The 21,267-nt window shown below is 63.1% G+C and carries 23 protein-coding genes; 8 read left to right on the top strand and 15 right to left on the bottom strand.

The window, feature by feature from the left end:
* Nucleotides 1–53 precede the first annotated feature (53 nt).
* Nucleotides 54–236 (top strand): type II toxin-antitoxin system HicA family toxin, encoded by a 183-nt coding sequence (locus C7440_RS17915; protein ID WP_017524283.1) that lies wholly within the window; start codon nucleotides 54–56, stop codon nucleotides 234–236.
* A 9-nt stretch (nucleotides 237–245) separates the two neighbouring features.
* Nucleotides 246–638 (top strand): type II toxin-antitoxin system HicB family antitoxin, encoded by a 393-nt coding sequence (locus C7440_RS17910; protein WP_017524282.1) that lies wholly within the window; start codon nucleotides 246–248, stop codon nucleotides 636–638.
* A 658-nt stretch (nucleotides 639–1,296) separates the two neighbouring features.
* Here C7440_RS17910 and crcB read toward each other — a convergent pair.
* Genes crcB through alaC form a run of 4 tightly spaced genes read right to left on the bottom strand, consistent with a single transcriptional unit; the run spans nucleotide 1,297 to nucleotide 5,590 of the window.
* On the bottom strand, nucleotides 1,297–1,680 hold the full coding sequence (gene crcB / locus C7440_RS17905; protein WP_116519421.1) for a fluoride efflux transporter CrcB: 384 nt from the start codon (nucleotides 1,678–1,680) through the stop codon (nucleotides 1,297–1,299).
* A gap of 15 nt (nucleotides 1,681–1,695) precedes the next feature.
* On the bottom strand, nucleotides 1,696–3,105 hold the full coding sequence (gene thrC / locus C7440_RS17900) for a threonine synthase (protein WP_116519420.1): 1,410 nt from the start codon (nucleotides 3,103–3,105) through the stop codon (nucleotides 1,696–1,698).
* Nucleotides 3,102–4,406: a homoserine dehydrogenase gene (locus C7440_RS17895; protein ID WP_017524279.1), complete on the bottom strand. Its 1,305-nt coding sequence runs from the start codon at nucleotides 4,404–4,406 to the stop codon at nucleotides 3,102–3,104. The genes thrC and C7440_RS17895 overlap by 4 nt, the downstream gene beginning before the upstream one ends.
* Complete coding sequence (gene alaC / locus C7440_RS17890) at nucleotides 4,403–5,590, bottom strand: alanine transaminase (protein ID WP_116519419.1); 1,188 nt, start codon at nucleotides 5,588–5,590, stop codon at nucleotides 4,403–4,405. The genes C7440_RS17895 and alaC overlap by 4 nt, the downstream gene beginning before the upstream one ends.
* Nucleotides 5,591–5,819: 229 nt before the next feature.
* Between alaC and C7440_RS17885 the strand changes: the two genes are divergently transcribed.
* From C7440_RS17885 to C7440_RS17865, 5 genes are all read left to right on the top strand, one after another.
* On the top strand, nucleotides 5,820–6,266 hold the full coding sequence (locus tag C7440_RS17885; RefSeq protein WP_017524277.1) for an Mth938-like domain-containing protein: 447 nt from the start codon (nucleotides 5,820–5,822) through the stop codon (nucleotides 6,264–6,266).
* A complete protein-coding gene (locus C7440_RS17880; RefSeq protein WP_017524276.1) occupies nucleotides 6,263–6,733 on the top strand; it encodes a peroxiredoxin in 471 nt (156 codons plus the stop codon). The genes C7440_RS17885 and C7440_RS17880 overlap by 4 nt, the downstream gene beginning before the upstream one ends.
* Nucleotides 6,734–6,783: 50 nt before the next feature.
* Nucleotides 6,784–8,397 carry a PhoH family protein gene (locus tag C7440_RS17875; RefSeq protein ID WP_017524275.1) on the top strand — a complete coding sequence of 538 codons (1,614 nt, stop codon included), beginning with the start codon at nucleotides 6,784–6,786 and terminating at the stop codon, nucleotides 8,395–8,397.
* A gap of 48 nt (nucleotides 8,398–8,445) precedes the next feature.
* A complete protein-coding gene (gene pdxA, locus C7440_RS17870) occupies nucleotides 8,446–9,471 on the top strand; it encodes a 4-hydroxythreonine-4-phosphate dehydrogenase PdxA (protein WP_116519437.1) in 1,026 nt (341 codons plus the stop codon).
* Nucleotides 9,472–9,622: 151 nt separating this feature from the next.
* Nucleotides 9,623–10,309 (top strand): cysteine hydrolase family protein, encoded by a 687-nt coding sequence (locus tag C7440_RS17865; RefSeq protein ID WP_116519418.1) that lies wholly within the window; start codon nucleotides 9,623–9,625, stop codon nucleotides 10,307–10,309.
* A gap of 8 nt (nucleotides 10,310–10,317) precedes the next feature.
* Here C7440_RS17865 and C7440_RS17860 read toward each other — a convergent pair whose 3' ends face one another.
* From C7440_RS17860 to C7440_RS17820, 9 genes are all read right to left on the bottom strand, one after another.
* Nucleotides 10,318–11,703: a replicative DNA helicase gene (locus C7440_RS17860; protein ID WP_017524272.1), complete on the bottom strand. Its 1,386-nt coding sequence runs from the start codon at nucleotides 11,701–11,703 to the stop codon at nucleotides 10,318–10,320.
* Nucleotides 11,704–11,836: 133 nt separating this feature from the next.
* On the bottom strand, nucleotides 11,837–12,292 hold the full coding sequence (gene rplI, locus C7440_RS17855) for a 50S ribosomal protein L9 (RefSeq protein WP_017524271.1): 456 nt from the start codon (nucleotides 12,290–12,292) through the stop codon (nucleotides 11,837–11,839).
* A 15-nt stretch (nucleotides 12,293–12,307) separates the two neighbouring features.
* Nucleotides 12,308–12,580, bottom strand: a complete 273-nt coding sequence (gene rpsR, locus C7440_RS17850; protein WP_017524270.1) for a 30S ribosomal protein S18 — start codon at nucleotides 12,578–12,580, stop codon at nucleotides 12,308–12,310.
* 105 nt (nucleotides 12,581–12,685) lie between these two features.
* Nucleotides 12,686–13,003: a primosomal replication protein N gene (gene priB / locus C7440_RS17845; protein ID WP_017524269.1), complete on the bottom strand. Its 318-nt coding sequence runs from the start codon at nucleotides 13,001–13,003 to the stop codon at nucleotides 12,686–12,688.
* 21 nt (nucleotides 13,004–13,024) lie between these two features.
* Entirely contained in the window at nucleotides 13,025–13,396 is a 372-nt protein-coding gene (gene rpsF / locus C7440_RS17840) for a 30S ribosomal protein S6 (protein ID WP_017524268.1), read from the bottom strand.
* A gap of 254 nt (nucleotides 13,397–13,650) precedes the next feature.
* Complete coding sequence (gene folE2, locus C7440_RS17835) at nucleotides 13,651–14,454, bottom strand: GTP cyclohydrolase FolE2 (protein ID WP_017524267.1); 804 nt, start codon at nucleotides 14,452–14,454, stop codon at nucleotides 13,651–13,653.
* An 88-nt stretch (nucleotides 14,455–14,542) separates the two neighbouring features.
* Nucleotides 14,543–16,444 carry a 1-deoxy-D-xylulose-5-phosphate synthase gene (dxs, locus tag C7440_RS17830; RefSeq protein WP_116519417.1) on the bottom strand — a complete coding sequence of 634 codons (1,902 nt, stop codon included), beginning with the start codon at nucleotides 16,442–16,444 and terminating at the stop codon, nucleotides 14,543–14,545.
* Nucleotides 16,445–16,514: 70 nt separating this feature from the next.
* Entirely contained in the window at nucleotides 16,515–17,426 is a 912-nt protein-coding gene (locus C7440_RS17825; protein WP_116519416.1) for a polyprenyl synthetase family protein, read from the bottom strand.
* A 2-nt stretch (nucleotides 17,427–17,428) separates the two neighbouring features.
* A complete protein-coding gene (locus C7440_RS17820) occupies nucleotides 17,429–17,725 on the bottom strand; it encodes an exodeoxyribonuclease VII small subunit (protein ID WP_116519415.1) in 297 nt (98 codons plus the stop codon).
* A 416-nt stretch (nucleotides 17,726–18,141) separates the two neighbouring features.
* On the opposite strand from C7440_RS17820, the gene C7440_RS17815 reads away from it, so the two are divergent.
* Nucleotides 18,142–19,281 (top strand): aromatic ring-hydroxylating oxygenase subunit alpha, encoded by a 1,140-nt coding sequence (locus tag C7440_RS17815; RefSeq protein WP_017524263.1) that lies wholly within the window; start codon nucleotides 18,142–18,144, stop codon nucleotides 19,279–19,281.
* A 65-nt stretch (nucleotides 19,282–19,346) separates the two neighbouring features.
* On the opposite strand, the gene C7440_RS17810 is transcribed toward C7440_RS17815, so the two are convergent.
* On the bottom strand, nucleotides 19,347–20,240 hold the full coding sequence (locus tag C7440_RS17810) for a sulfurtransferase (RefSeq protein WP_017524262.1): 894 nt from the start codon (nucleotides 20,238–20,240) through the stop codon (nucleotides 19,347–19,349).
* Between the two features lie 47 nt (nucleotides 20,241–20,287).
* A complete protein-coding gene (locus C7440_RS17805) occupies nucleotides 20,288–21,175 on the bottom strand; it encodes a DMT family transporter (RefSeq protein ID WP_051019260.1) in 888 nt (295 codons plus the stop codon).
* Nucleotides 21,176–21,267 lie beyond the last annotated feature (92 nt).

Here is a 21,267-nt window from a genome sequence, read left to right as displayed (position 1 = left end):
CAAAAATGGCCCCATGCTCCCCTATACTGTTATTATGTGTACTATACACACTCATGAACAGCAAGGAACTCATTCGACAGCTTGAACAAGCCGGCTGGCAACTGCGCAACGTCAAAGGCTCTCACCATGTCTTTTGCCACCCTACGCGGCCGGGACATATCAGCGTCCCTCATCCCAAGAAGGATCTTGGCATCGGACTTCTCAACAAGCTGCTGCGTCAAGCTGGAATCAAGTAAGGAGTAACCATGAAATACCCTATTGCTATTGAGCCGGGTACCGATACTACCGCCTGGGGCGTTGTCGTACCCGATCTACCCGGCTGCTTCTCCGCAGCGGATGACGGCGTAGACGAAGCCATTGAAAACGCCAAGGAAGCCATCGCCGCCTGGATCGAAGAAGCCATTGCCAATGGCGAATCCATCCCCAAGCCATCCAGCATCACCGAGCTGCAAAAAACCGGCGAATATGACGGCTGGATCTGGGCCATTGCGGAAGTCGACCCTGCCCTGATCGACGACACGATCGAACGTGTCAACATCACCCTGCCCCGCAGGATTCTCGCCTTGCTCGATCAGCGGGCGAAATCCGCCGGAGAAAGCCGGTCGGGTTATATCGCCCGGATGACATTGATGCATTAGGCATGCCCAAGTCTTGTTCACTCCAGTACGGCGCGTGCAGGCGCACAAACACCTTGTTATCCTGAAGCTGTCTTTCCTCACCAGCCACTTTGCCTCGTAGCACATACTCGTTGTCGTCGTACATACAGCCTCCAGACATCTTCCTGAGGCCAACTAATTGAAGACGCCACACCGACTGTTAACCAGCCCTGTCTTGACATGAGCTTCGCTTTAGCTGACTCGCCATAGAGATGGGGAACGTACGGTTTTTTCATCATACAGCCTATTTTGTAGTGTTTTCCCGCTGTGTCCGATGAACTTCTTAGCGGCCGACTGCCGATCAAGACCTGGGACACTCAACGACTGATATCCGCGGTTAGTCATCCGCATTGGTCGAGCAACAGCGTACCAATGTTTTTGAGCGGCGCTAACTCTCTGTAGCTTCGCTGTCGCCAGTCCCGGCCTTCAACTCCTGCATGAACTTATCAAACGCCGTTGGATACCCGCGCAGGCGACAATCGACGTGCACGCGACCACAGCTAGGACTAGCTACAGTGCTGAGCGAAAGTTCTTCATCATGCACTGGCTCCTGGAGTGATGGATGTCGCCATTGAGCTGGTAAAAGACGGGCGCCCTTGATGTTGATGGGCTTCCATCCATAAGAAGCTCCATCAAGAAATCACCGCAGTGCATTCACCGTCAACAACCCCATCCCCGTAAGTACCAGCGCCCCGAACAAGCTCACTCCCGAATAGCCGAGCGCCAGCAGCAGCTGGCCGCGCTCGATCAGGCCCACGGTTTCCGCCGAGAAAGTAGAGAAGGTGGTCAGCCCGCCCAGGAAGCCGGTGGTCACCAGAAGCTTCATCCAGCCCGGCGTCTCGGGAAAAAGCAGGAAGCAGCCCAGGGCCAGGCCGATGAGATAGGCGCCGACCAGGTTGGCGGCCAGGGTGCCCCAGGGCAGCGTGGAGGCGGCATGATTGAGCCATAGGCCCAGCAGCCAGCGGGCGATGGCGCCCAGCGCCGCGCCGATACCTACCGCAAGAACGTTGCTCAGTATCGACACGGTGGGCCTCCTTGCTTATATTTCGGCGTGCTGCCGGATATAGTCTTTGACCAGGCTCGCATCGCAGGCCATGACCTGCACGCGCTGGGGCAGGCTGGGCAGGTCTTGCAGATGCGCAGGCACTGGGGCGATCTGTCCGGTGGCTTCGCGGATGGTGTCCGCGAACTTGACCGGCAGCGCGGTTTCCAGCACCAGCATGGGGGTGTCCGGATCGGCGTGCTCGGCCGCAACCTTGACGGCGTCGGCGGTATGCGGGTCGATCAGGACGCCCGTTTCGTCGTAGACCGAACGGATGGTCTTCAGGCGGTCTTGGTGGGTGCTGACGCCGGCAATAAATCCATAGCGAGACTCGAGCTGCGGCTTGAGTTCGCTGAGGTCGAATTCGCCCTGCTGCTCAAGCTGCTTCCACAGCTGGGCCACCTTGCCCGCATCGCGCCCGACCAGGTCGAACACGAAGCGCTCGAAGTTGGACGCCCGCGAGATGTCCATGGAGGGGCTGGAGGTGGCATGCGTCTGGGCGGCGGAACGCGGACGGTAGACGCCGGTGCGGAAGAATTCTTCAAGCACATTGTTCTCGTTGGTGGCCAGCACCAGCTTGGCGACGGGCAGGCCCATTTCGCGCGCCAGATGGCCCGACAGGATGTTGCCGAAGTTGCCGGTGGGCACGGCGAAGGAGACCTTCTGCCCCGGCCCGCTGGTGGCGCGCAGCCAGCCCCAGAAGTAGTACACGATCTGGGCGGCGATGCGCGCCCAGTTGATGGAGTTGACCGCGCCCAGCCGGTAGGCCGACTTGAATTCCAGGTCGCCGGCCAGCGCCTTGACGATGTCCTGGCACTCGTCGAACACGCCCTTGACCGCCAGGTTGTGGATGTTGGGATCTTGCAGCGAATACATCTGGGCCCGCTGGAAGTCGCTCATGCGGCCATGCGGCGACAGCATGAACACCGCCACGCCCTTCTTGCCGCGCAAGGCGTATTCGGCGGCCGAGCCGGTGTCGCCGGAAGTCGCGCCCACGATGTTCAGGGTGGTGCCGCGCTTGGTCAGCACATATTCGAACACCTGACCCAGAAACTGCATGGCCATGTCCTTGAAGGCCAGGGTGGGGCCCTGCGACAAGCCCAGCAGGCTGGTCTTGCCGTACAGCGGCTTGAGCGGCACCACGTCGGGCGAGTCGAACACGCCCGGGGCGTAAGCCGCCTGGGTGAGGCGGTTCAGGTCTTCGCGCGGGATGTCGTCGATGAACAGGCCCAGCACTTCGGTGGCCAGCGAGGCGTAGTCAAGCTTGCGCCAGGCCTCGAGCTGCTCGGCCGACACCTGAGGCAGGGTCTCGGGCAGAGCCAGGCCGCCGTCGGGCGCCAGGCCCTCGAGCAAAATATCTGAAAACAGCAGCGGGCTCATGCCGCCGCGGGTCGAGCGGTATTTCATAGCAGGTGCTCCATGCGCAGGCGGGTGACCTTGGACTTGACGAAGGGCAGGTACTGGATTTTCCGCAGTGCGTCTTCGACGTTGCCTTCGCGGGCCTCGTGCGACAGGAAGATGATGTCGGCATCGTTGTCGCCATGGGGTTCCTGGAACATCGAGCCGATGGAAATATCGGCATCGGCCAGGATGCGGGCCAAGTCGGCCAGCACGCCGGGGCGGTCTTCGACACGCAGGCGCAGGTAGTAGGACGACACCACGTCGTCCATCGACAGTATGGGAATGTCGACCATCGACTCGGGCTGGAAGCCCAGATGCGGAACGCGATGCGCCGGATCCACGTCGAAGGCGCGCGCAACGTCGACCAGGTCGGCCACGACCGCCGAGGCGGTGGGCAGTTCGCCCGCGCCTTGGCCGTAATAAAGCGTGGGCCCCACGGCATCGCCGCTGACCAGCACCGCGTTCATGGCGCCTTCGACGTTGGCCAGCAGGCGCTCGGTCGGGATAAGGGTGGGATGCACGCGCAATTCGATGCCCCGCTCGCTGCGGCGGGTGATGGCCAGCAGCTTGATGCGGTAGCCCAGGCGCTCGGCGTGGGCGATGTCTTCGCGGGCCAGATGGGATATGCCTTCGGTGTGGGTCTTGTTGAACTGCACCGGGATGCCGAATGCGATCGAGGCCAGCAAGGTAAGCTTGTGGGCAGCGTCAACGCCCTCGACGTCGAAGGTGGGATCGGCTTCGGCATAGCCCAGCAACTGGGCCTCGGCCAGGGCCTCGTGGAAGGACTGGCCACGCGAGCGCATTTCAGAAAGAATGAAATTGCTGGTGCCGTTGATGATGCCCGCGACCCACTGTATCTGGTTGGCGGCCAGGCCTTCGCGTATGGCCTTGATGGCCGGTATGCCGCCGGCCACCGCGGCTTCGAACGCAACCGTAACGCCCTTGGCCTCGGCCGCCGCAAAGATTTCGTTGCCATGGCGGGCCAGCAGGGCCTTGTTGGCGGTGACCACGTGCTTGCCCTGGGCAATGGCTTCCATGATCCATTCGCGCGCCAGGGTTTCGCCGCCTATCACCTCGACCACCACGTCGATGTCGGGGTCGCGCACGACCCGCATGCCGTCTTGCGTGACGTAGGCCGAGTCGCCCACCAGGCCCTGGGCCTTTTGAACGTCGCGCACGGCCACGCCCACCACCTCGATGCGCCGTCCGGCGCGCCGCTGGATTTCATCGGCGTTGTTCGTGAGTACCTTCCAGGTGCCGCCACCGACGACGCCCAGGCCCAACAGACCTACTTTTACTGCTTTCATTTACTCAATCCGTCCTTTCGGAACATTTCCTTGATGCCGCGCACCGCCTGGCGGATGCGCTGCTCGTTTTCGATCAGGGCGAACCGAACGTAGTCATCGCCGTACTCGCCAAAGCCCACACCGGGGGAAACCGCCACCTTTGCCTGCGCCAGCAGCTTCTTGGCGAACTCGAGCGAACCCAGTTCGTGATAGAACTCGGGGGTCTTGGCCCAGATGTACATCGAGGCCTTGGGCACGTCGACCATCCAGCCGGCCTCGTGCAGGCCCTTGGCCAGCACGTCGCGGCGGCTGCGATACAGCTCGGCCACGCGCAGCACCTCGTCTTGCGGGCCTTCGAGCGCGGCAATGGCCGCCACCTGTATGGGCGTGAAAGTGCCGTAGTCGTGATAGCTCTTGATGCGCGCCAGCGCATTGACGAGCTCGCGGTTGCCCACCATGAAACCGATGCGCCAGCCCGCCATGTTGTAGCTTTTGCTCATGGTGAAGAACTCGACCGCGACGTCGCGCGCGCCTTCGACCTGCATGATGGAGGGCGCCACATAGCCGTCGAAACAGATGTCGGCGTAGGCCAGGTCGTGCACCACCAGGATGTTGTGCTCTTTGGCCAGCGCCACCACGCGCTCGAAAAAGCTCAGGTCGACGCACTGGGCCGTGGGATTGCTGGGAAAGCCCAGGATCATCATCTTGGGCTTGGGTATGCTCTCGCGCACCGCCCGTTCGATTTCCTCGAAGAAGTCGACCCCTGGCACCATGGGCACCGAGCGAATGTTGGCGCCCGCAATGACCGCGCCGTAGATATGTATGGGGTAGCTGGGGTTGGGCACCAGCACGGTGTCGCCGCGGTCGAGCGTGGCCAGCATGAGGTGGGCCAGGCCCTCTTTCGAGCCGATGGTGACGATGGCTTCGGAATCGGGGTCGATCTGCACGCCGTAGCGGCGCTCGTACCAGCCTGATATGGCCCGCCGCAGCCTGGGTATGCCCTTGGACACCGAATACCCATGGGTGTCGGGGCGGCTGGCCACTTCGATCAGCTTGTCGACGATGTGCTTGGGCGTGGGGCCGTCAGGGTTCCCCATCGACATGTCGATGATGTCTTCTCCTCGACGACGCGCCTCCATCTTGAGCTCGCCCGTAATATTGAAGACATAGGGAGGCAGCCGCTCTATTCGAGGAAAATTCGTCATGATGGAGTCCTTGGGGGTCCGTGCAAAGCTGAAAAAGGCCTGAAAAAGCCAAATGGGAAAAGATAACCTGATAGTTTAAACGATCGCGATGGCGCCGTAAAAAGCCCCGGCCGGCATATCCCCAGCCCGGGAGAAAACCCTATCCGGCCGCAGGCGATGCTCCCTGGCGAACCCGCCTTCTTCCGACCCATATTTGCGCTATGATCGGAATGAAGATGGGAGCAACCGAGTGCAATTACAGTCCGAGTCCAACCCCGCGCTGAACACCGTTACCGCCTACGGCGAAGACTATATCGAGATCAACGCCGTCACCTACCGCCATGCTGTCTGCTTCGGCCCCGAAGGCGAAGTCCATCGCTGGTCGGCCAGCGGCCCCGGCGCCATCAGCAGGGCGTCGCTGCGGCAGGCCGCGGGCCTGACCGAATCGCGGCCCGATCCCATGGCCTTTCTCGACGGCACTCCGCCCTCCCGTCCCGCCAATGCCCCCGAAGTCCTGCTCGTCGGCACCGGCTCGCAGCAGCGCCTGCTTCCGGCCGAGACCGTGAGCGAACTGCTGTCCATGGGCATAGGCGTCGAATCCATGAGCACCCAGGCGGCTGCTCGCACCTACAACATCTTGATGGCCGAAGGCCGGCGCGTCATCGCCGCCCTTCTGCCGCTGGAGCCCACTCAATGAGCCAAGTCACCGTCGGCGCCCCACTGCCCGATTTCACCGCAGCCAGCACAGAAGGCGAGATCACCAAGGCCTCGCTGGCCGGCCAATGGGCCGTGCTGTATTTCTACCCCAAAGACCACACGCCCGGCTGCACCACCGAGGCGCAGGGCTTTCGCGACCATCACGCCCAATTCCAGAAGGCCGGGGCCCGCATCATCGGCGTCTCGCGCGATTCGCTCAAGACGCACGGCAACTTCATCGAGAAGCAGGGCCTGCCCTTCGCCCTCATTGCCGACACCGACGAAACGCTCTGCGAACTGTTCGGCGTCATGAAGCTGAAAAACATGTACGGTAAACAGGTACGGGGAATCGAACGCAGTACGTTCCTCATCGATCCCAAAGGCGTGCTGGTCCGCGAATGGCGCGGCCTGCGCGTACCCGGACACGTCGAGGCGGTGCTTCAGGCGCTGCACGAAGCCGCCGGCTGACGGCGCCCTGCGCCCCCGACGCAACGACCACCACAAGGAGCCTACGCCTCATGCCGCTGCCCAAGTTGCCTACCCGTATGGGAACCGTGCTGTCCATCGCCGAAGATGCCGTCGAAGCCGACCCCGTCATCGCCCCGGCCCCAGTCGAAACCCCAGCGGCGCGCCAGCCGGCCGAATCCAGGGCAACACCTCCCGCCACGCCGGCCAAGCAGCCGAACCTGGCGGTCGTCAAGCCCAAGGGGGCCAAGAAGACACGCCTGCCCTCGTCGCGGCGCAAGCTTTTCGTGCTGGACACCAATGTGCTGCTGCATGACTCGAACTCGCTGTTCAAGTTCGAAGAGCACGATATCTTCCTGCCCATGATCGTGCTCGAAGAGCTCGATCACCAGAAAAAGGGCATGTCTGAAGTATCGCGCAACGCCCGCCAGGTCAGCCGCTTCCTCGATGGGCTGGTCGGGGCAAACGGCGACCTGGCCAAAGGCATGGCCCTTGACGCCCTGGGCAACCAAGAGGCCCTGGGCTCCCTGTATTTCCAGACCAGCGCCCTGGCGTCCGAACTGCCCATCGAACTGCCCATGGGCAAGGCCGACAATGTCATCCTGCATGTCGTGCACGCCCTGCAGGCCGTGTATGCCAAGCGGCAGGTCATCCTGGTGTCCAAAGACATCAACATGCGGCTCAAGGCACTGTCGCTGGGCCTGGATGCCGAAGACTACTACAACGACCACGTCCTCGACGACTCCGATCTGCTGTACGACGGCGTCATGCCCCTGCCCGAGAATTTCTGGACCAAGCACGGCAAGGACGTAGAGTCGTGGCAGCAGGGCGGAACCACCTATTACCGCGTCAAGGGTCCCTTGTGCGCCGAATTCATCGTCAACGAATTCGTCTACTTCGAAGGCGAACTGCCACTGTACGCCCAGGTAAAGGAAGTCAGCGGGAAAAGCGCCGTGCTGGCCACCTTGCGCGACTACAGCCACGGCAAGAACAATGTCTGGGGCATCACCGCGCGCAACCGCGAGCAGAACTTCGCCCTCAACCTGCTGATGAACCCCGATTGCGACTTCGTCTCGCTGCTGGGCCAGGCCGGCACCGGCAAGACCCTGCTGGCCCTGGCCGCCGGCCTGACGCAAACGCTTGAAACCAAGCGCTACAACGAGATCATCATCACCCGCGCCACCGTGCCGGTCGGAGACGACATCGGCTTCCTGCCCGGCACCGAAGAAGAAAAGATGCTGCCCTGGATGGGCGCCCTCGAAGACAACCTCGAGGTGCTGCACCTGGGCGCGGGCAACGAAATGAGCTCGGGCGGCGGCCAGGAATGGAGCAAGAACACCACCATGGAGATCATCCGCTCTCGCATCAAGGTCAAGTCGCTCAGTTTCATGCGCGGCCGCACCTTCCTGAACAAGTTCCTCATTATCGACGAAGCTCAAAACCTCACGCCCAAGCAAATGAAGACCCTGGTCACGCGGGCCGGGCCCGGCACCAAGATCGTCTGCCTGGGCAACATCGCCCAGATCGACACGCCCTACCTCACCGAGGGCAGCTCGGGCCTTACCTATGTGGTAGACCGCTTCAAGGGTTGGCCGCATGCGGGCCACATCACCTTGCAGCGGGGCGAGCGCTCGCGTCTTGCCGACTATGCCAGTGAAACCTTGTAGGCATCGAGCGGCTCCGTGCCGCCCGAACGTGCCGCCCAGGGCCTGCCCATGAGCGCCAAGGCGGCAAACGCGGCCCGGCCCCTGGGCATCACCATGGGCGATGCGGCGGGAATAGGCCCGGAAATCATCCTCAAGCTGTTCGACGCGGGGCTTGACGCCCCCGCCGTCGTCTACGGAGACGAGGGCGTCCTGCGCGCAACGGCGCAGGCGCTGGGCCTGGGCCATATACCCATTGTCGCGGCCGATACGATCGAGGCTTTGCCAAGCGGCCCCTCTTCGGGCCTGCTGGCCGTGGTCAACCGGTGGCAAGCCCTGCCCGCCGATCTGCCTGCCGGCCAGGTTAATGCAGCCGCCGGCCGCGGCGCCTACGAATACCTGTGCCACGCCATAGACGATGCGCTGGCGGGCCGCCTGCGCGCCATCGTGACCGCCCCGCTCAACAAGGAAGCCATGCGTGCGGGCGGCGTCGATTATCCGGGCCATACCGAGATTCTGGCCGAGCGCACCGGCACGCCGCATTACGCCATGATGCTGGCCAATCGCGATCTGCGCGTCATACTCGTCACAATACACATGGCACTGGCCGATGTGTTCAAGCACATTACCGTACAGAACGAACTGGATACCATTCAGCTGGCCCATCAGGCCTGCCTGGGGGCGGGCATAGCCCGGCCCCGCATCGCGGTCGCCGGCCTGAACCCCCACGCCGGTGAAAGCGGCCGCTTCGGCCGTGAAGAAATCGACATCATCGAACCTGCTATCCGCCAGGCCCGCGCCCAGGGCCTGGATGCCAGCGGGCCCTGGCCGGGCGACACCATCTTCATGCGCGCCCGGCGTGGTGAATTCGACATTGTGGTAGCCCAGTATCACGACCAGGGCCTCATACCCGTCAAGTACCTCGGCGTCGAGGAAGGCGTGAACGTAACCGTGGGCCTGCCCTTCGTGCGCACCAGCGTCGATCATGGCACCGCCTTCGACATCGCTGGCCGCGGTATTGCCGATCCGGCCTCCCTGCGGGCCGCCTTCGACATGGCCCTGGCCATGACAGCCCCTCTTGCCGCGCAGCCTGGATAGGCACCCGGCCGGAACCATGCTTCGCATCCGCCCATGGCCGGCCATCGCTTTGCGAACATTTCGGCAAAGGTTTGCCATGGCGCCTGGGCACTTTTCAAGTTCCGCCACGGCATGGATGCAGCAGCCCCCTACAAGACATTAGAGAGACATCATGCCACGCACTTCTGATACCCGGGTCTTGCAGGCCCGCCCCGAGCCCTTCACCCTGAACCCGCAACGCTGCGCCATCATCGTGAACGACATGCAGAACGCCTTCTGCTCGCCAGGCGGCTACCTTGAACGCATCGGGTTCGACATCGGCGGTGCAAGCAAAGTCATCGAAGCGGTGAGCCGGGTCTTTGACACGGCGCGTAGCGCTGGCATCCCCATTTTTCACTTTCAAAACGGCTTTGCGCGCGACTTGAGCGACATTCCCGAAAACTCGCCATGGTGGTTCAAGTCGCCCGCCATGCGCCATTTTCGGCAGCACCCCGGGCTTGCCGAACCCATTCTGGTCGAAGGCAGCTGGGATTTCGCCATCGTCGACGAACTGGCGCCCAGGCCCGGAGAAGTGGTGATCCATAAATCCCGCCCCAGCTGCTTCGCCGGCACCCTTTTGGACAACCATCTGAGAGCCCGGGGCATCGACACCGTTTGCGTCGTGGGCATCGCCAGCAACGTGGGGGTTGAATGGACCCTGCGCGAAGCGGTCTCCAAAGAATACTTCGCCATCCTGGTGCGTGACGCAACCATGCCCGCCGGGCCGGATGAAGTACAGCGGACGGTTGAACACAACGTCGAGAACTTCATCGGCTGGACGACCACCAGCGCGGAGTTCGCGGCCGCGCTGAGCCGATAGAGAACACCCTAAATCGTCATGCCCGGCGTGAAATTGAGGAAGCGCGTGCTGGAACCCTGGAACGTCAGCCGCACCATTCCGATAGGGCCGTTACGCTGCTTGCCGATGATGATCTCGGCCGAGCCCTTGTCGGGTGAATCAGGGTTGTAGACCTCGTCGCGATAGATGAACAGGATAAGGTCGGCGTCCTGCTCGATGGCGCCCGACTCGCGCAGGTCGCTCATGACGGGACGCTTGTTGGGGCGTTGCTCGAGGCTGCGGTTCAACTGCGACAAGGCAATGAGCGGGCAGTTGAGTTCCTTGGCCAGGCCCTTCAGCGAACGGCTGATTTCCGAAATTTCGGTGGCGCGGTTCTCGCCCGCGGAGTTGGCCGACATAAGCTGCATGTAGTCGATGATGATCAGGCCCAGCTGGCCGCACTGGCGGGCAAGGCGGCGGGCGCGGGCGCGCACTTCCATCGAACTTAGCGCCGGGGTTTCATCAATGTAGATCTGGGCCTCTTGCACCTTTTGCACAGCGTGGGTCAGGCGCGGCCAGTCGTCATTGGTCAGCTTGCCCGTGCGCATGCGGTGCTGGTCGAGCAGGCCCACCGAGCCCACCATACGCATGGCCAGCTGCACCGCGCCCATTTCCATCGAGAAGACCGCAACAGGCAGCCCTTGTTCGATGGCCACATGCTCGCCGATGTTCATCGAGAACGAGGTCTTGCCCATCGAGGGACGGCCGGCCACGATGATGAGGTCGCCCGGCTGCAGGCCGGATGTCATGCGGTCGAGGTCGCTGAAGCCGGTGGGTACACCGGTGATGTCTGAATCGCCTTCGCGGTGATAGAGTTCGTCGATGCGTTCGACCACCTGGGAAAGCAGGGGCTGGATCTCTTGGAAGCCGGTGGCCCCGCGTGAACCTTCCTGGGCTATCTGGAATACGCGCGACTCGGCTTCGTCAAGAAGCTGGCGCGCCTCTTTGCCTTGGGGGTTGAAGGCCGCGGCGGATATTTCATCAGCGACCGAGACCAGCTTGCGCAGCATCGAGCGCTCGCGCACGATCTCGGCGTAGCGGCGGATATTGGCGGCCGAGGGGGTGTTGTGGGCCAGCGCGTTCAGATAGGCCAGCCCGCCCACCTCTTCGCCCTTGCCCGCGCTGGACAAGGATTCATATACGGTGACCACGTCGGCCGGACGGGCCAGGCCGATGAGGCGCGTGATGTGTTGCCAAATGATCTTGTGGTCGAAGCGATAGAAATCCTCTTCGCCCAGCACGTCGGTGATGCGGTCCCAGGCGGCGTTGTCGAGCAACAGCCCGCCCAGCACCGACTGCTCGGCCTCGACCGAGTGCGGCGGCACCCTCAGGTAGTCGAGCTGCGGGTCGCCCGATAGTTTCTTAGCATCCAGCATACTTGCCTTGGGGGACCGGACCCCTTGAAGGGCCCCGGCATGAACGAAAAAGCCGGCTCGCGCCGGCTCGTGTCTGCGTGGCGTGGCACATGGCCGTGAAACGGCCAATGTACCATGGCAAGGCGAAAGCCGATCAGGCCATTTCGCCCTGCACCTGCACCGTGATGTCGGAGACGACGTCGGCGTGCAGCGCGACCTGGGCGGGGAACTCGCCCACGGCCTTGATGGCGCCGTCGGGCAGGCGAACCTGCGACTTCTGGACGCCTTCGAAACCTTCGGCCACGAGTGCGGCGGCGATATCCATGGTGGTGACCGAACCGAACAGGCGGCCGTCGACACCGGCCTTCTGCGTCAGCTTCAGGGTCAGGCCGTTAAGCTTGGCGCCCGTGGCTTCGGCGGCGGCCAGCTTCTCGGCCTGGGCCTTTTCGATCTCGGCGCGGCGGGCCTCGAACTCTTTGAGGGCCGCATCGGTGGCGCGACGGGCGATTTTTTGCGGGATCAGGTAGTTGCGGGCGTAGCCGTCACGAACACGGACGACTTCACCGAGGTTACCCAGATTGGCGACTTTTTCGAGCAGAATGACTTGCATGACGATAGCCTCGGATTAATTGTGGTTGTCGGTGTAAGGCAACAGGGCCAGGAAGCGCGCACGCTTGATGGCGGTGTCGAGCTGGCGCTGGTAGTGGGCCTTGGTGCCCGTCAGGCGCGCAGGGATGATCTTGCCGTTTTCCTGGATGAAGTCACGCAGGGTATCGAGGTCTTTGTAGTCGATCTGCTCGACACCGGCCGCCGTGAAGCGGCAGAACTTGCGGCGCTTGAACAGCGGGTTTTGCTGGTTGAACTTGCGCTTTTCTTTGCCTTTTTTGAAGAAAGCCATAATGTGCCTCTTGTCTGTTGCACGGGCCACGCCCGGGCTGTGTATTTACGATGCGTCGAACCGAAGCCGGCCTACGCGATTCAGTTTGTGTGTTCGGAACGGCCGCTAGACCACAGCGCTGCCGCTGCCCGCATATGCCCGGTTCGCCTTCTGTATATGAACCACCAGCTTGCCGGACCCCTTGCGGGTGGGGGCCAGGAAGCCCTCGATGGCCAGTTGCGCGCCAAGCGGGGTGTCGGCCAGCAGCAAGGCGATATCGCCCAATGCCACCGCCGGGACCGTCATGCTGATGCGCCGCTGAAGGCCCGCCTGCATGACGTCGGACTCATGTTCCAGCTGCATTTCGATGGCCGGCACTCCGGCCGGGGTGTATCGCAACGGCTTGAGTTCAAGAACGGTCGCCGTCAGTGCAAGCTGGTTCACGCCGGTATTCCGAACGACTGCTTATTCCTTGTCGCCCGTGGATTCGGTCGTGGCCTTGCGGGCCTCTTCGCGCTCGACGGACTTCATCATGATCGACGGCGAGGTGTCGGCCTTCTTGGTCTTGATGACCAGGTGGCGCAGCACGGCGTCGTTGTAGCGGAAGGAATGCTCGAGTTCGTCGAGTGTGGACTGGCCGCACTCGATGTTCATGCAGACGTAATGAGCCTTGACGAGCTTCTGGATGGGGTAAGCCAGTTGGCGGCGGCCCCAGTCTTCGAGGCGATGCACCTGGCCGCCCTCATTGGTGACGACCGCCTGGTAGCGCTCGATCATGGCGGGCACTTGCTCGCTTTGATCGGGATGCACAATAAACACTACTTCGTAGTGACGCATGTAATACTCCTTGTGGATGTCTTTTGGCACAACGCCAAAAGGTCAGCCCGCTGGCACAAGCCCCGTTGAAACAACCGGAAAACCGGGCAAAAACCCCGATTTATCTCCGGATATTTCCTTAAACGCATGGCTCAGTCGAGCAAGAAACCAGCTAGTTTAGCATAATTTAGCGCGCAAGCGCCCGGCGCCATTGGCTTTTTGCCGCCGGCCATGCCTGGCCGTGCCCAGGGCATGGCCGGCGCGTTGAAGCAGGCTCAGCCTTCGACGACTGCGTAGGCCGAATGATTGTGTATGGACTCGAAGTTCTCGGCTTCGATGCGGAAGCCCTGTACGGCTTCGAAGCCCTTGACCGCCATGGCCACGTCGCGCACCAGGTCTTCGACGAACTTGGGGTTTTCGTAGGCGCGTTCGGTGACGTATTTTTCGTCGCCGCGCTTGAGCAGGCCCCACAGCTCGCACGAGGCCTGCTGTTCGATACTCTGGATGAAGGCCGGCATATCGATGGCGGGATCGCTTAGTACCGCGTTGACCGTGACGTGCGAGCGCTGGTTGTGCGCGCCGTATTCGGAGATGGCCTTGGAGCACGGGCACAGGCTGGTGACGGGCACCACCACGGTCAGCTCGAACACGGTCGCCTCACCTTCGGCGGCGCGCGCCAGCCACTTGACTTCGTAATCCATAAGGCTGGAAACGCCCGACACCGGCGCAACCTTGTCGATGAAATACGGGAAGACGGCAGTGATGTCGCCCTGCTTCGCATTGAGCAGCGGCAGCATTTTTTCGGTCATTTCGCAAAACAGCGCCGGCGTCATGGGAAGGCGGCGGTACTGTTCGAGCTGCGCCACGAAACGCGACATGTGGGTGCCTTTTTCTTCGGCCGGCAATGCGACGGTAAGCTCCCAGTTGGCGACGGTGGGCAGGGCTTCGCCGTTCGAGCAGGCCACCAGCATCGGATGCCGCACGCCACGCACACCGACGCGCTGGATGGGCAAACGACGGGTATCGACACTGCTCTGCACATCAGGCATCGCCACGACCGAATCGGTAACTGAATTCATATCTGGACCTGGGTGGGCCGGCCGGAAAGGCTCGGCCATTGATGAATGGACAACTGTTTATTATGGACCAGTTTAGTCGCTAATACCCTTATTCCCCTAATGAGCTTGCGACTTTACCCTCTTTCTGAGTCGCCGGCGCCGGAAAACGTGCGGCGATGCTGCGCTCGATTCCCTGCGCATCCAGGCCCACCGACCGAAGCAGTGCGCCCTGCTCTCCATGGTCGATGAAGCGGTCGGGAAGCCCCAGCTGCAGCACCGGAACCGCCACGCCGCGCTCGCTGAAATGCTCGAGCACGGCGCTGCCGGCGCCGCCCATCAGGGCTGCTTCCTCGACCGTCACGATGGCGTCGTGGCTGCGCGCCAGCTCGTCGAGCAGTTCAGTGTCCAGCGGCTTGACGAAGCGCATGTCGGCCACGGTGGCGTCCAGGTTCTCGGCTGCTTCGAGGGCTGCCGGAACAAGGGTGCCGAAGCCCACGATGGCGATGCGTCTTCCCTGGCGCAGGATGCGCCCCTTGCCCAGGGGCACGGTCTCGAAGCCCGCCTCGACCGGGGCACCCCTGCCCGCGCCACGCGGATAGCGCACGGCCGCCGGCCCTTCATGCTGATAACAGGTGGTAAGCAGCAGGCGCGCCTCATTTTCGTCAGAGGGCGTAGCCACCACCATATTGGGCACGCAGCGCAGGAAGGCAATATCGTAGTTGCCCGCGTGCGTCGCGCCGTCGGCGCCAACCAGGCCGGCGCGGTCGAGCGCAAAGGTGACGTCGAGATTTTGCAGGGCCACGTCGTGGATGAGCTGGTCGTAGGCGCGCTGCAGGAACGTGGAATAGATGGCCACCACAGGCTTCATGCCGTCGCAGGCCAGGCCCGCCGCGAAGGTGACGGCGTGCTGCTCGGCAATGCCGACGTCGAAATAGCGCTGCGGAAAACGCTTATGGAACTCGACCATGCCGCTGCCCTCGCGCATGGCCGGGGTAATGCCCACCAAGCGGCTGTCGTGATCGGCCATGTCGCACAGCCAGCGCCCGAACACCTGCGTAAAGGTCTGGCGCGGCGGTGTGGACGGCTTCTGTATGCCCACCGACGGATCGAACTTGCCCGGCCCGTGATACAGGACGGGATCGGCCTCGGCCAGCTTGTAGCCCTGGCCCTTGCGGGTAACCACATGCAGGAACTGCAGGCCGCCCAGCGAACGCAGGTTCTCGAGCGTGGGAATGAGCGCATCGAGGTCGTGTCCGTCGATGGGCCCCACGTAGTTGAAGCCCAGCTCTTCGAACAGGGTTGCGGGCGAGGCCACGAAACCCTTGGCATGTCCTTCGAAGCGGCGCGCCAGCTCGAGCACCGGCGGCACGTGCTGCAGCACCGCGCGGCCCATGTTCTTGGCGGCGGCATAGAAACGCCCCGACAGCAGCCGGGCAAAGTAATGATTAAGCGCCCCCACCGGCGGAGAGATCGACATGTCGTTGTCGTTCAGCACCACCAGCATGTTGACGCCGGGGGTGACGCCCGCATTGTTCAGCGCCTCGAAAGCCATGCCCGCCGTCATGGCGCCGTCGCCGATGACGGCGACGTGCTGGCGGTCCAGGCCCTTATTGCGGGCGGCCACCGCCATGCCCAGCGCGGCCGAGATCGAAGTGGAAGAATGCGCCGTGCCGAAGGCGTCGTAGGGCGATTCGCTGCGCTTGGGAAACCCCGATATGCCGCCCAGCTGGCGCAGCTGCCCCATGGCCTCGCGGCGTCCGGTAAGGATCTTGTGAGGGTAGGACTGATGACCCACGTCCCACACAATGGGGTCTTCGGGGGTATTGAACACATAGTGCAGCGCTATCGTGAGCTCGACCGTGCCCAGGTTGGACGACAGGTGCCCGCCGGTCTTCGAGACCGAATTCAGGACGAATTCGCGCAGCTGGTTCGCCAGTTCTTCGAGTTCGTGCCGGTCCAGCGACCTCAGGTCGGCAGGAGACTCAATGTGTTCGAGAGAGACAGTAGTCATACGTAAGGAACGTGTATCGGGTTTAACAGGCCCAGGGCCTGTTGACGCTAAAAGGACAGTCGCACTGGCTCTACCGATTGCGCCCGACGATGTAGTCGGCAAGTTCAGCAAGACGCGTGCCGGGCGGGCCCAGCGGCAGGACAGCCGCATGCGCCTCCTGGCGCAGCGCCTGCAGCAGTTCTCGCGAGCCCTCGAGGCCAAGCAGCGACACATAGGTGGGCTTGTTGCCCGCCGCATCCTTGCCCGCGGTCTTGCCCAGGGTGGAGGTATCGGACACTACGTCGAGCACGTCATCCACCACCTGGAAGGCGAGCCCGATGGCATCGGCGTAGGCTTCGAGCCCCTGGCGCGCGGTAGAGCTGGCGCCCGCCACGATGCCGCCCAGCAGGACGCTGGCCTCGAGCATGGCGCCGGTCTTCATGCCGTGCATGATCTGCAGCTGCTCCTGGCTAAGGTCGAGGCCCACGCTGGCGCAATCGATGGCCTGGCCGCCGGCCATGCCCAGGCTGCCCGCGCATCGCGCCAGGGCTTCCACCGCCTGCACCACCAGGGCCGGGGCAACAGGCATCTGCGCCAGCAGCTCGAAAGCCAGAGGCTGCAGCGCATCGCCGGCCAGCATGGCAGTGGCTTCGTCAAATCGCACATGCACCGTGGGGCGGCCGCGCCGTAAGTCGTCGTCGTCCATGCAGGGCAGGTCGTCGTGCACCAGCGAATAGGCATGGATCAGCTCGACCGCCGCCGCAGCGTGGTCAAGCGCAATGCCCTGGGCCGAGGTAACCGACTGCCCGGCGGGCACGCAGGCTTCGCCGGCGGCGTACACCAGCGCGGCCCTGACTCGCTTGCCGCCCCCCATGACGGAATAGCGCATGGCTTCGTGCAGGCGCATGGGCACGATCGATGATTCGGGCAGGAAGCCGTCGAGGACGGTCTCCATATGCTGTACCCGCTCGGAAAACCAGATCGGGAAATCGGCTCTTCCCATGATCAGCCTTCGTCGGGCGGGCCGCCGGCCTCGTCGAGCGGACGCAGCAGGTTGCCCTGCAGCACCTTGACCTGTTGCTCTGCTGTGTCGAGCAGCTTCTGGCAGATGCGGGCCAACTCTACCCCTTTCTGGTAGGCCGCCAGCGACTGATCCAGCGGCAGGGAGCCGTTCTCCATTTGCGACACCAGGGCCTCGAGCTGGGCAAGCGCCGTCTCGAAGTCTTGCGGCAAAGCGCCCGATGCGGCGTTGCCGCCGGCAACGGCACCCGCCTCGCCCGGTGTCCGGCTGTGATCGACCATGAGAAATTCCAAAAAAGAAATATTCGGCTTGCGCCGCGAAATTGGGTTGGCAATAGCCGAATTGTACGAGATGCGGCGAGCCGGCTTGTTATTTTTCGTGCCAGGCCTTGTTTTATAAAGGAAAATCTACGGTACAATTGAATGTTCACTTCTAACTCTTTATATTTCGGCGATTGGCCGTTTTTTTCTTCGCATCGGATCTTAGGCTTATCTGCAGGCCATACTGACAAGGCGGGCCGCAGGCCACACAGGCAGGGCAGACCGCACAGGCAGGCCACAGGCCACGCAGCATAAGGGCAAGCCCCTGCAGGCCAGGCCCCGGTACAAGCCGGGTCGCCAGCAGGCCGGGAACTCTGCGGTTCTTCCCGGACCCAAGCAAGAAGCGTCCGATTTTCAGCACAGCGGGGGAGGAATCCATGACCGACATTGGTCGGGAGGCGCAGTTTGCGCTGGCGCAAACGCAGTTGTCTGTCAGCAGCTACTTCGACGAGGCCATATTCGCCCGCGAACAGGCGCTGATCTTCAAGCAATCATCCCTTTACGTGGGGCACGAAAAGCACGTCCCCGAGCCAGGCGACTGGCGCACGCTGCCACAAGAAAAAGGCGGCCGGGTTCTGGTGCGCGGCCCCCAGGGGGTCGAACTCATGTCCAATGTCTGCCGCCACAGGCAGGCGCTTATGCTGGGCTTCAACCAGAACGGCGCGCCCGCAAGCGGCAATCTGCGCCAGACGGGCGGCAACATTGTGTGCCCCGTGCACCGCTGGACCTACAGCGTGCAGGGCGAGCTGCTGGGCGCCCCGCAGTTTCCCGAAACGCCCTGCATGAACCTGCAGCGCTTCACGCTTGAAAACTGCCATGGCCTGCTGTTCGAGGGCCCCCGCAACCCGGCAGCCGACATGGCGGCCCTGTTCGAACGCCCCGAGTTCGATTTTTCAGACTACGTGCTCGACCACGTGGAGATCCACCGCTGCAACTACAACTGGAAGACCTTCATCGAGGTCTACCTTGAAGACTATCACGTGGGCCCCTTCCACCCGGGCCTGGGGCGCTTCGTTACCTGCGACGACCTCAGCTGGGAATTCTCTGAATACTACAGCCTGCAGCGCGTGGGCGTGCACAATGCCCTGGCCCAGCCGGGCAGCGACGTCTACCGCCAATGGCATGACAGGCTGCTTGATTTCCGGGGCGGCGAAACGCCCGATTTCGGCGCAGTGTGGGTTACCTACTTTCCCACCCACATGATTGAGCTCTATCCCCACGTGCTCGTGCTGTCCACACTGCATCCGGTCAGCCCGCAAGAAACCGTGAACGTGGTCGAGTTCTACTACCCCGAAGAAATCGCGGCCTTCGAGCGCGAATTCGTCGAGGCCCAGCGTGCGGCCTATATGGAAACCGCCGTCGAAGACGATGAAATCGCCGAGCGCATGGACGCGGGCCGCAAGGCCCTGATGCAACGCGGCGTCAATGAATCCGGCCCCTACCAGTCGCCCATGGAGGACGGCATGCTGCACTTCCATGCCTGGTACCGCCGCATGATGGCGGGTGGAGCCGCATAGCAGGCTGGTCACCCCGGACAAAGCCGCTTGGCCGGAGCACCTGGGCCTAAGCCTGATAAGGCCGGCTAGCCCCCCGTCTCGACAGGCCGTTTGGCATCGCTGCACCATTCGCTCCACGAACCGGGGTACAGCGCCGAGCCGTGCAGGCCGGCCAGTTCCATGGCGAACAGGTTGTGGCTGGCGGTAATGCCCGAACCGCACTGATGCACGATCTGCCCGGGCTGCCGGCTGCCGAGCAAAGCCTGGAACTCTTCGCGCAGCTGCTCGGCCGGCTTGAAGCGCCCGCCTTCCTGCATATTGAGCGAATTGGGACGATTCAAGGCGCCGGGAATATGGCCCGCCACGGGGTCCATGGGTTCGACCTCGCCGCGAAAGCGTTCGGGCGCGCGGGCGTCCACCACCGTCAAGGCGGGGTTTTCGAGGTTGGCCAGCACGGCCTGGGCGTCAACGGTCGGCATGCCTTGCACAGGGGCTTCGTGCGCGCCAGCGCCGCCCAGGCGGGGGGCAGCCTCATCGCCCGACGCGCCGCCAGGCCGCCTGCTCGCCACCTGCCCGGCCTCGACCAGCCCGCCCGCTGCAAGCCAGGCCTGCCAGCCGCCATCGAGCACGGCAACCTGCTCGTGTCCCATCCAGCGCAGCATCCACCACAGGTGGGCGGCGAACATGCTGCCGCTGGCGTCATAGACGGCCACCTTGATTTCCGGGCGCAGGCCCAGGCCGCGCATCAGGGACTGGAAGTCGCGCAGTGCCGGCAAAGGGTGGCGCCCGTTGTTTCCGGTGCGCGGGGCTGATAGCTGGCGCTCGTGGTCGAGATAGATCGCGCCGGGTATGTGTCCTTCGTCGTAGGCCTTGCGCCCCGCCTCATGGTCGGCCAGATCGTGGCGGACGTCGAAGACGAGCCACGGCTCTTGCATCATGGCCTGTTGAAGCTCGAGGGGGCTGATGAGAATCTCGGACAATGCTTGCTCCTGCTTTGGATTGAATGGAATGCCGCCGCAAGACGGGTTCAGGCCGGCTTGCGACCGGGCTGCGCGGCGGCGTGCCGCTTGCGGCTTTCAGTATAGGTGCGCCAGGTGGACAACAGGCCCGATGCAATGATCAATGCCATGCCCGCCCAAGCGATCGTGTCGGGCCAGTCTCCCCAGAAGATAATGCCCAGCAAGGCGGCAAAAATAATGGTGACGTACTGCAGGGCGGCGGTCAACAAAGTGGAACCATAGCCGAAGGCGCGCGTCATGGCGAGCTGCCCCACCAGGCCCGAAGTGCCCAGGCCCACCAAGCCCAGCCAGGCGGGCAGGCCCGGGGTGTTCCAGCCTTGAGCCAGCAAGCCGGCGGTGCTGGTCAGGCAGACGCAGCTGGAAAAGATCAGCACCGTGCGCCACTCGGGTTCGCCCACGCGCCCCAGCTGGCGCACCTGCAGCATGGCGACCGCCCCGAAGGCGCCCGAGCAAAGTCCAAGCAGGCCGGCCAGGAAGTGCTCTTCGCCTATGCTGGGGCGCAGCACACCGACCACGCCCAGGAAGCCCAGCACCACGGCCAGGCTGCGCAGCCAGTCGCGCTGCGCGGCCACCGACACCAGCATCCAGCCTGCTATGAACAGCGGTGAGGTGTAGTTGAGGCTGACCGCTGTGGGCAGCGGCAGGTTGGACAGGGCGTAGAAGCCCAGCCACATGGCCGTGACGCCCGACAGGTTGCGCCACAGATGCAGCTTCCAGCTGGGCGGACGCAGCTTGCGCCCCGTAAAGCCGGCCCAGACGAGCAGCAGCAATACCGACGGGACACCCCGGAAAAGGACGATCTGGGACAGCGACGCGCCAAAATCAGCCGCCACCTTGATGCAGGCGCCCATCACGGCAAACATGGCACAGGCCAGCAACATCCACAACGACTGCATCTAGGTCCTCACGCCCGATTCGACCAAAGACGCTACTATACTTGCCTCCCGTGTATTTTTGCGACGCGCCGGCATATTGGCAGCCGTGCCGG

This window comes from Pusillimonas noertemannii (assembly GCF_003096595.1).
Taxonomy (GTDB): domain Bacteria; phylum Pseudomonadota; class Gammaproteobacteria; order Burkholderiales; family Burkholderiaceae_B; genus Pusillimonas; species Pusillimonas noertemannii.
Note: the sequence above shows the minus strand (reverse complement) of the source record. Positions and strands in the feature narration are given on the sequence as shown.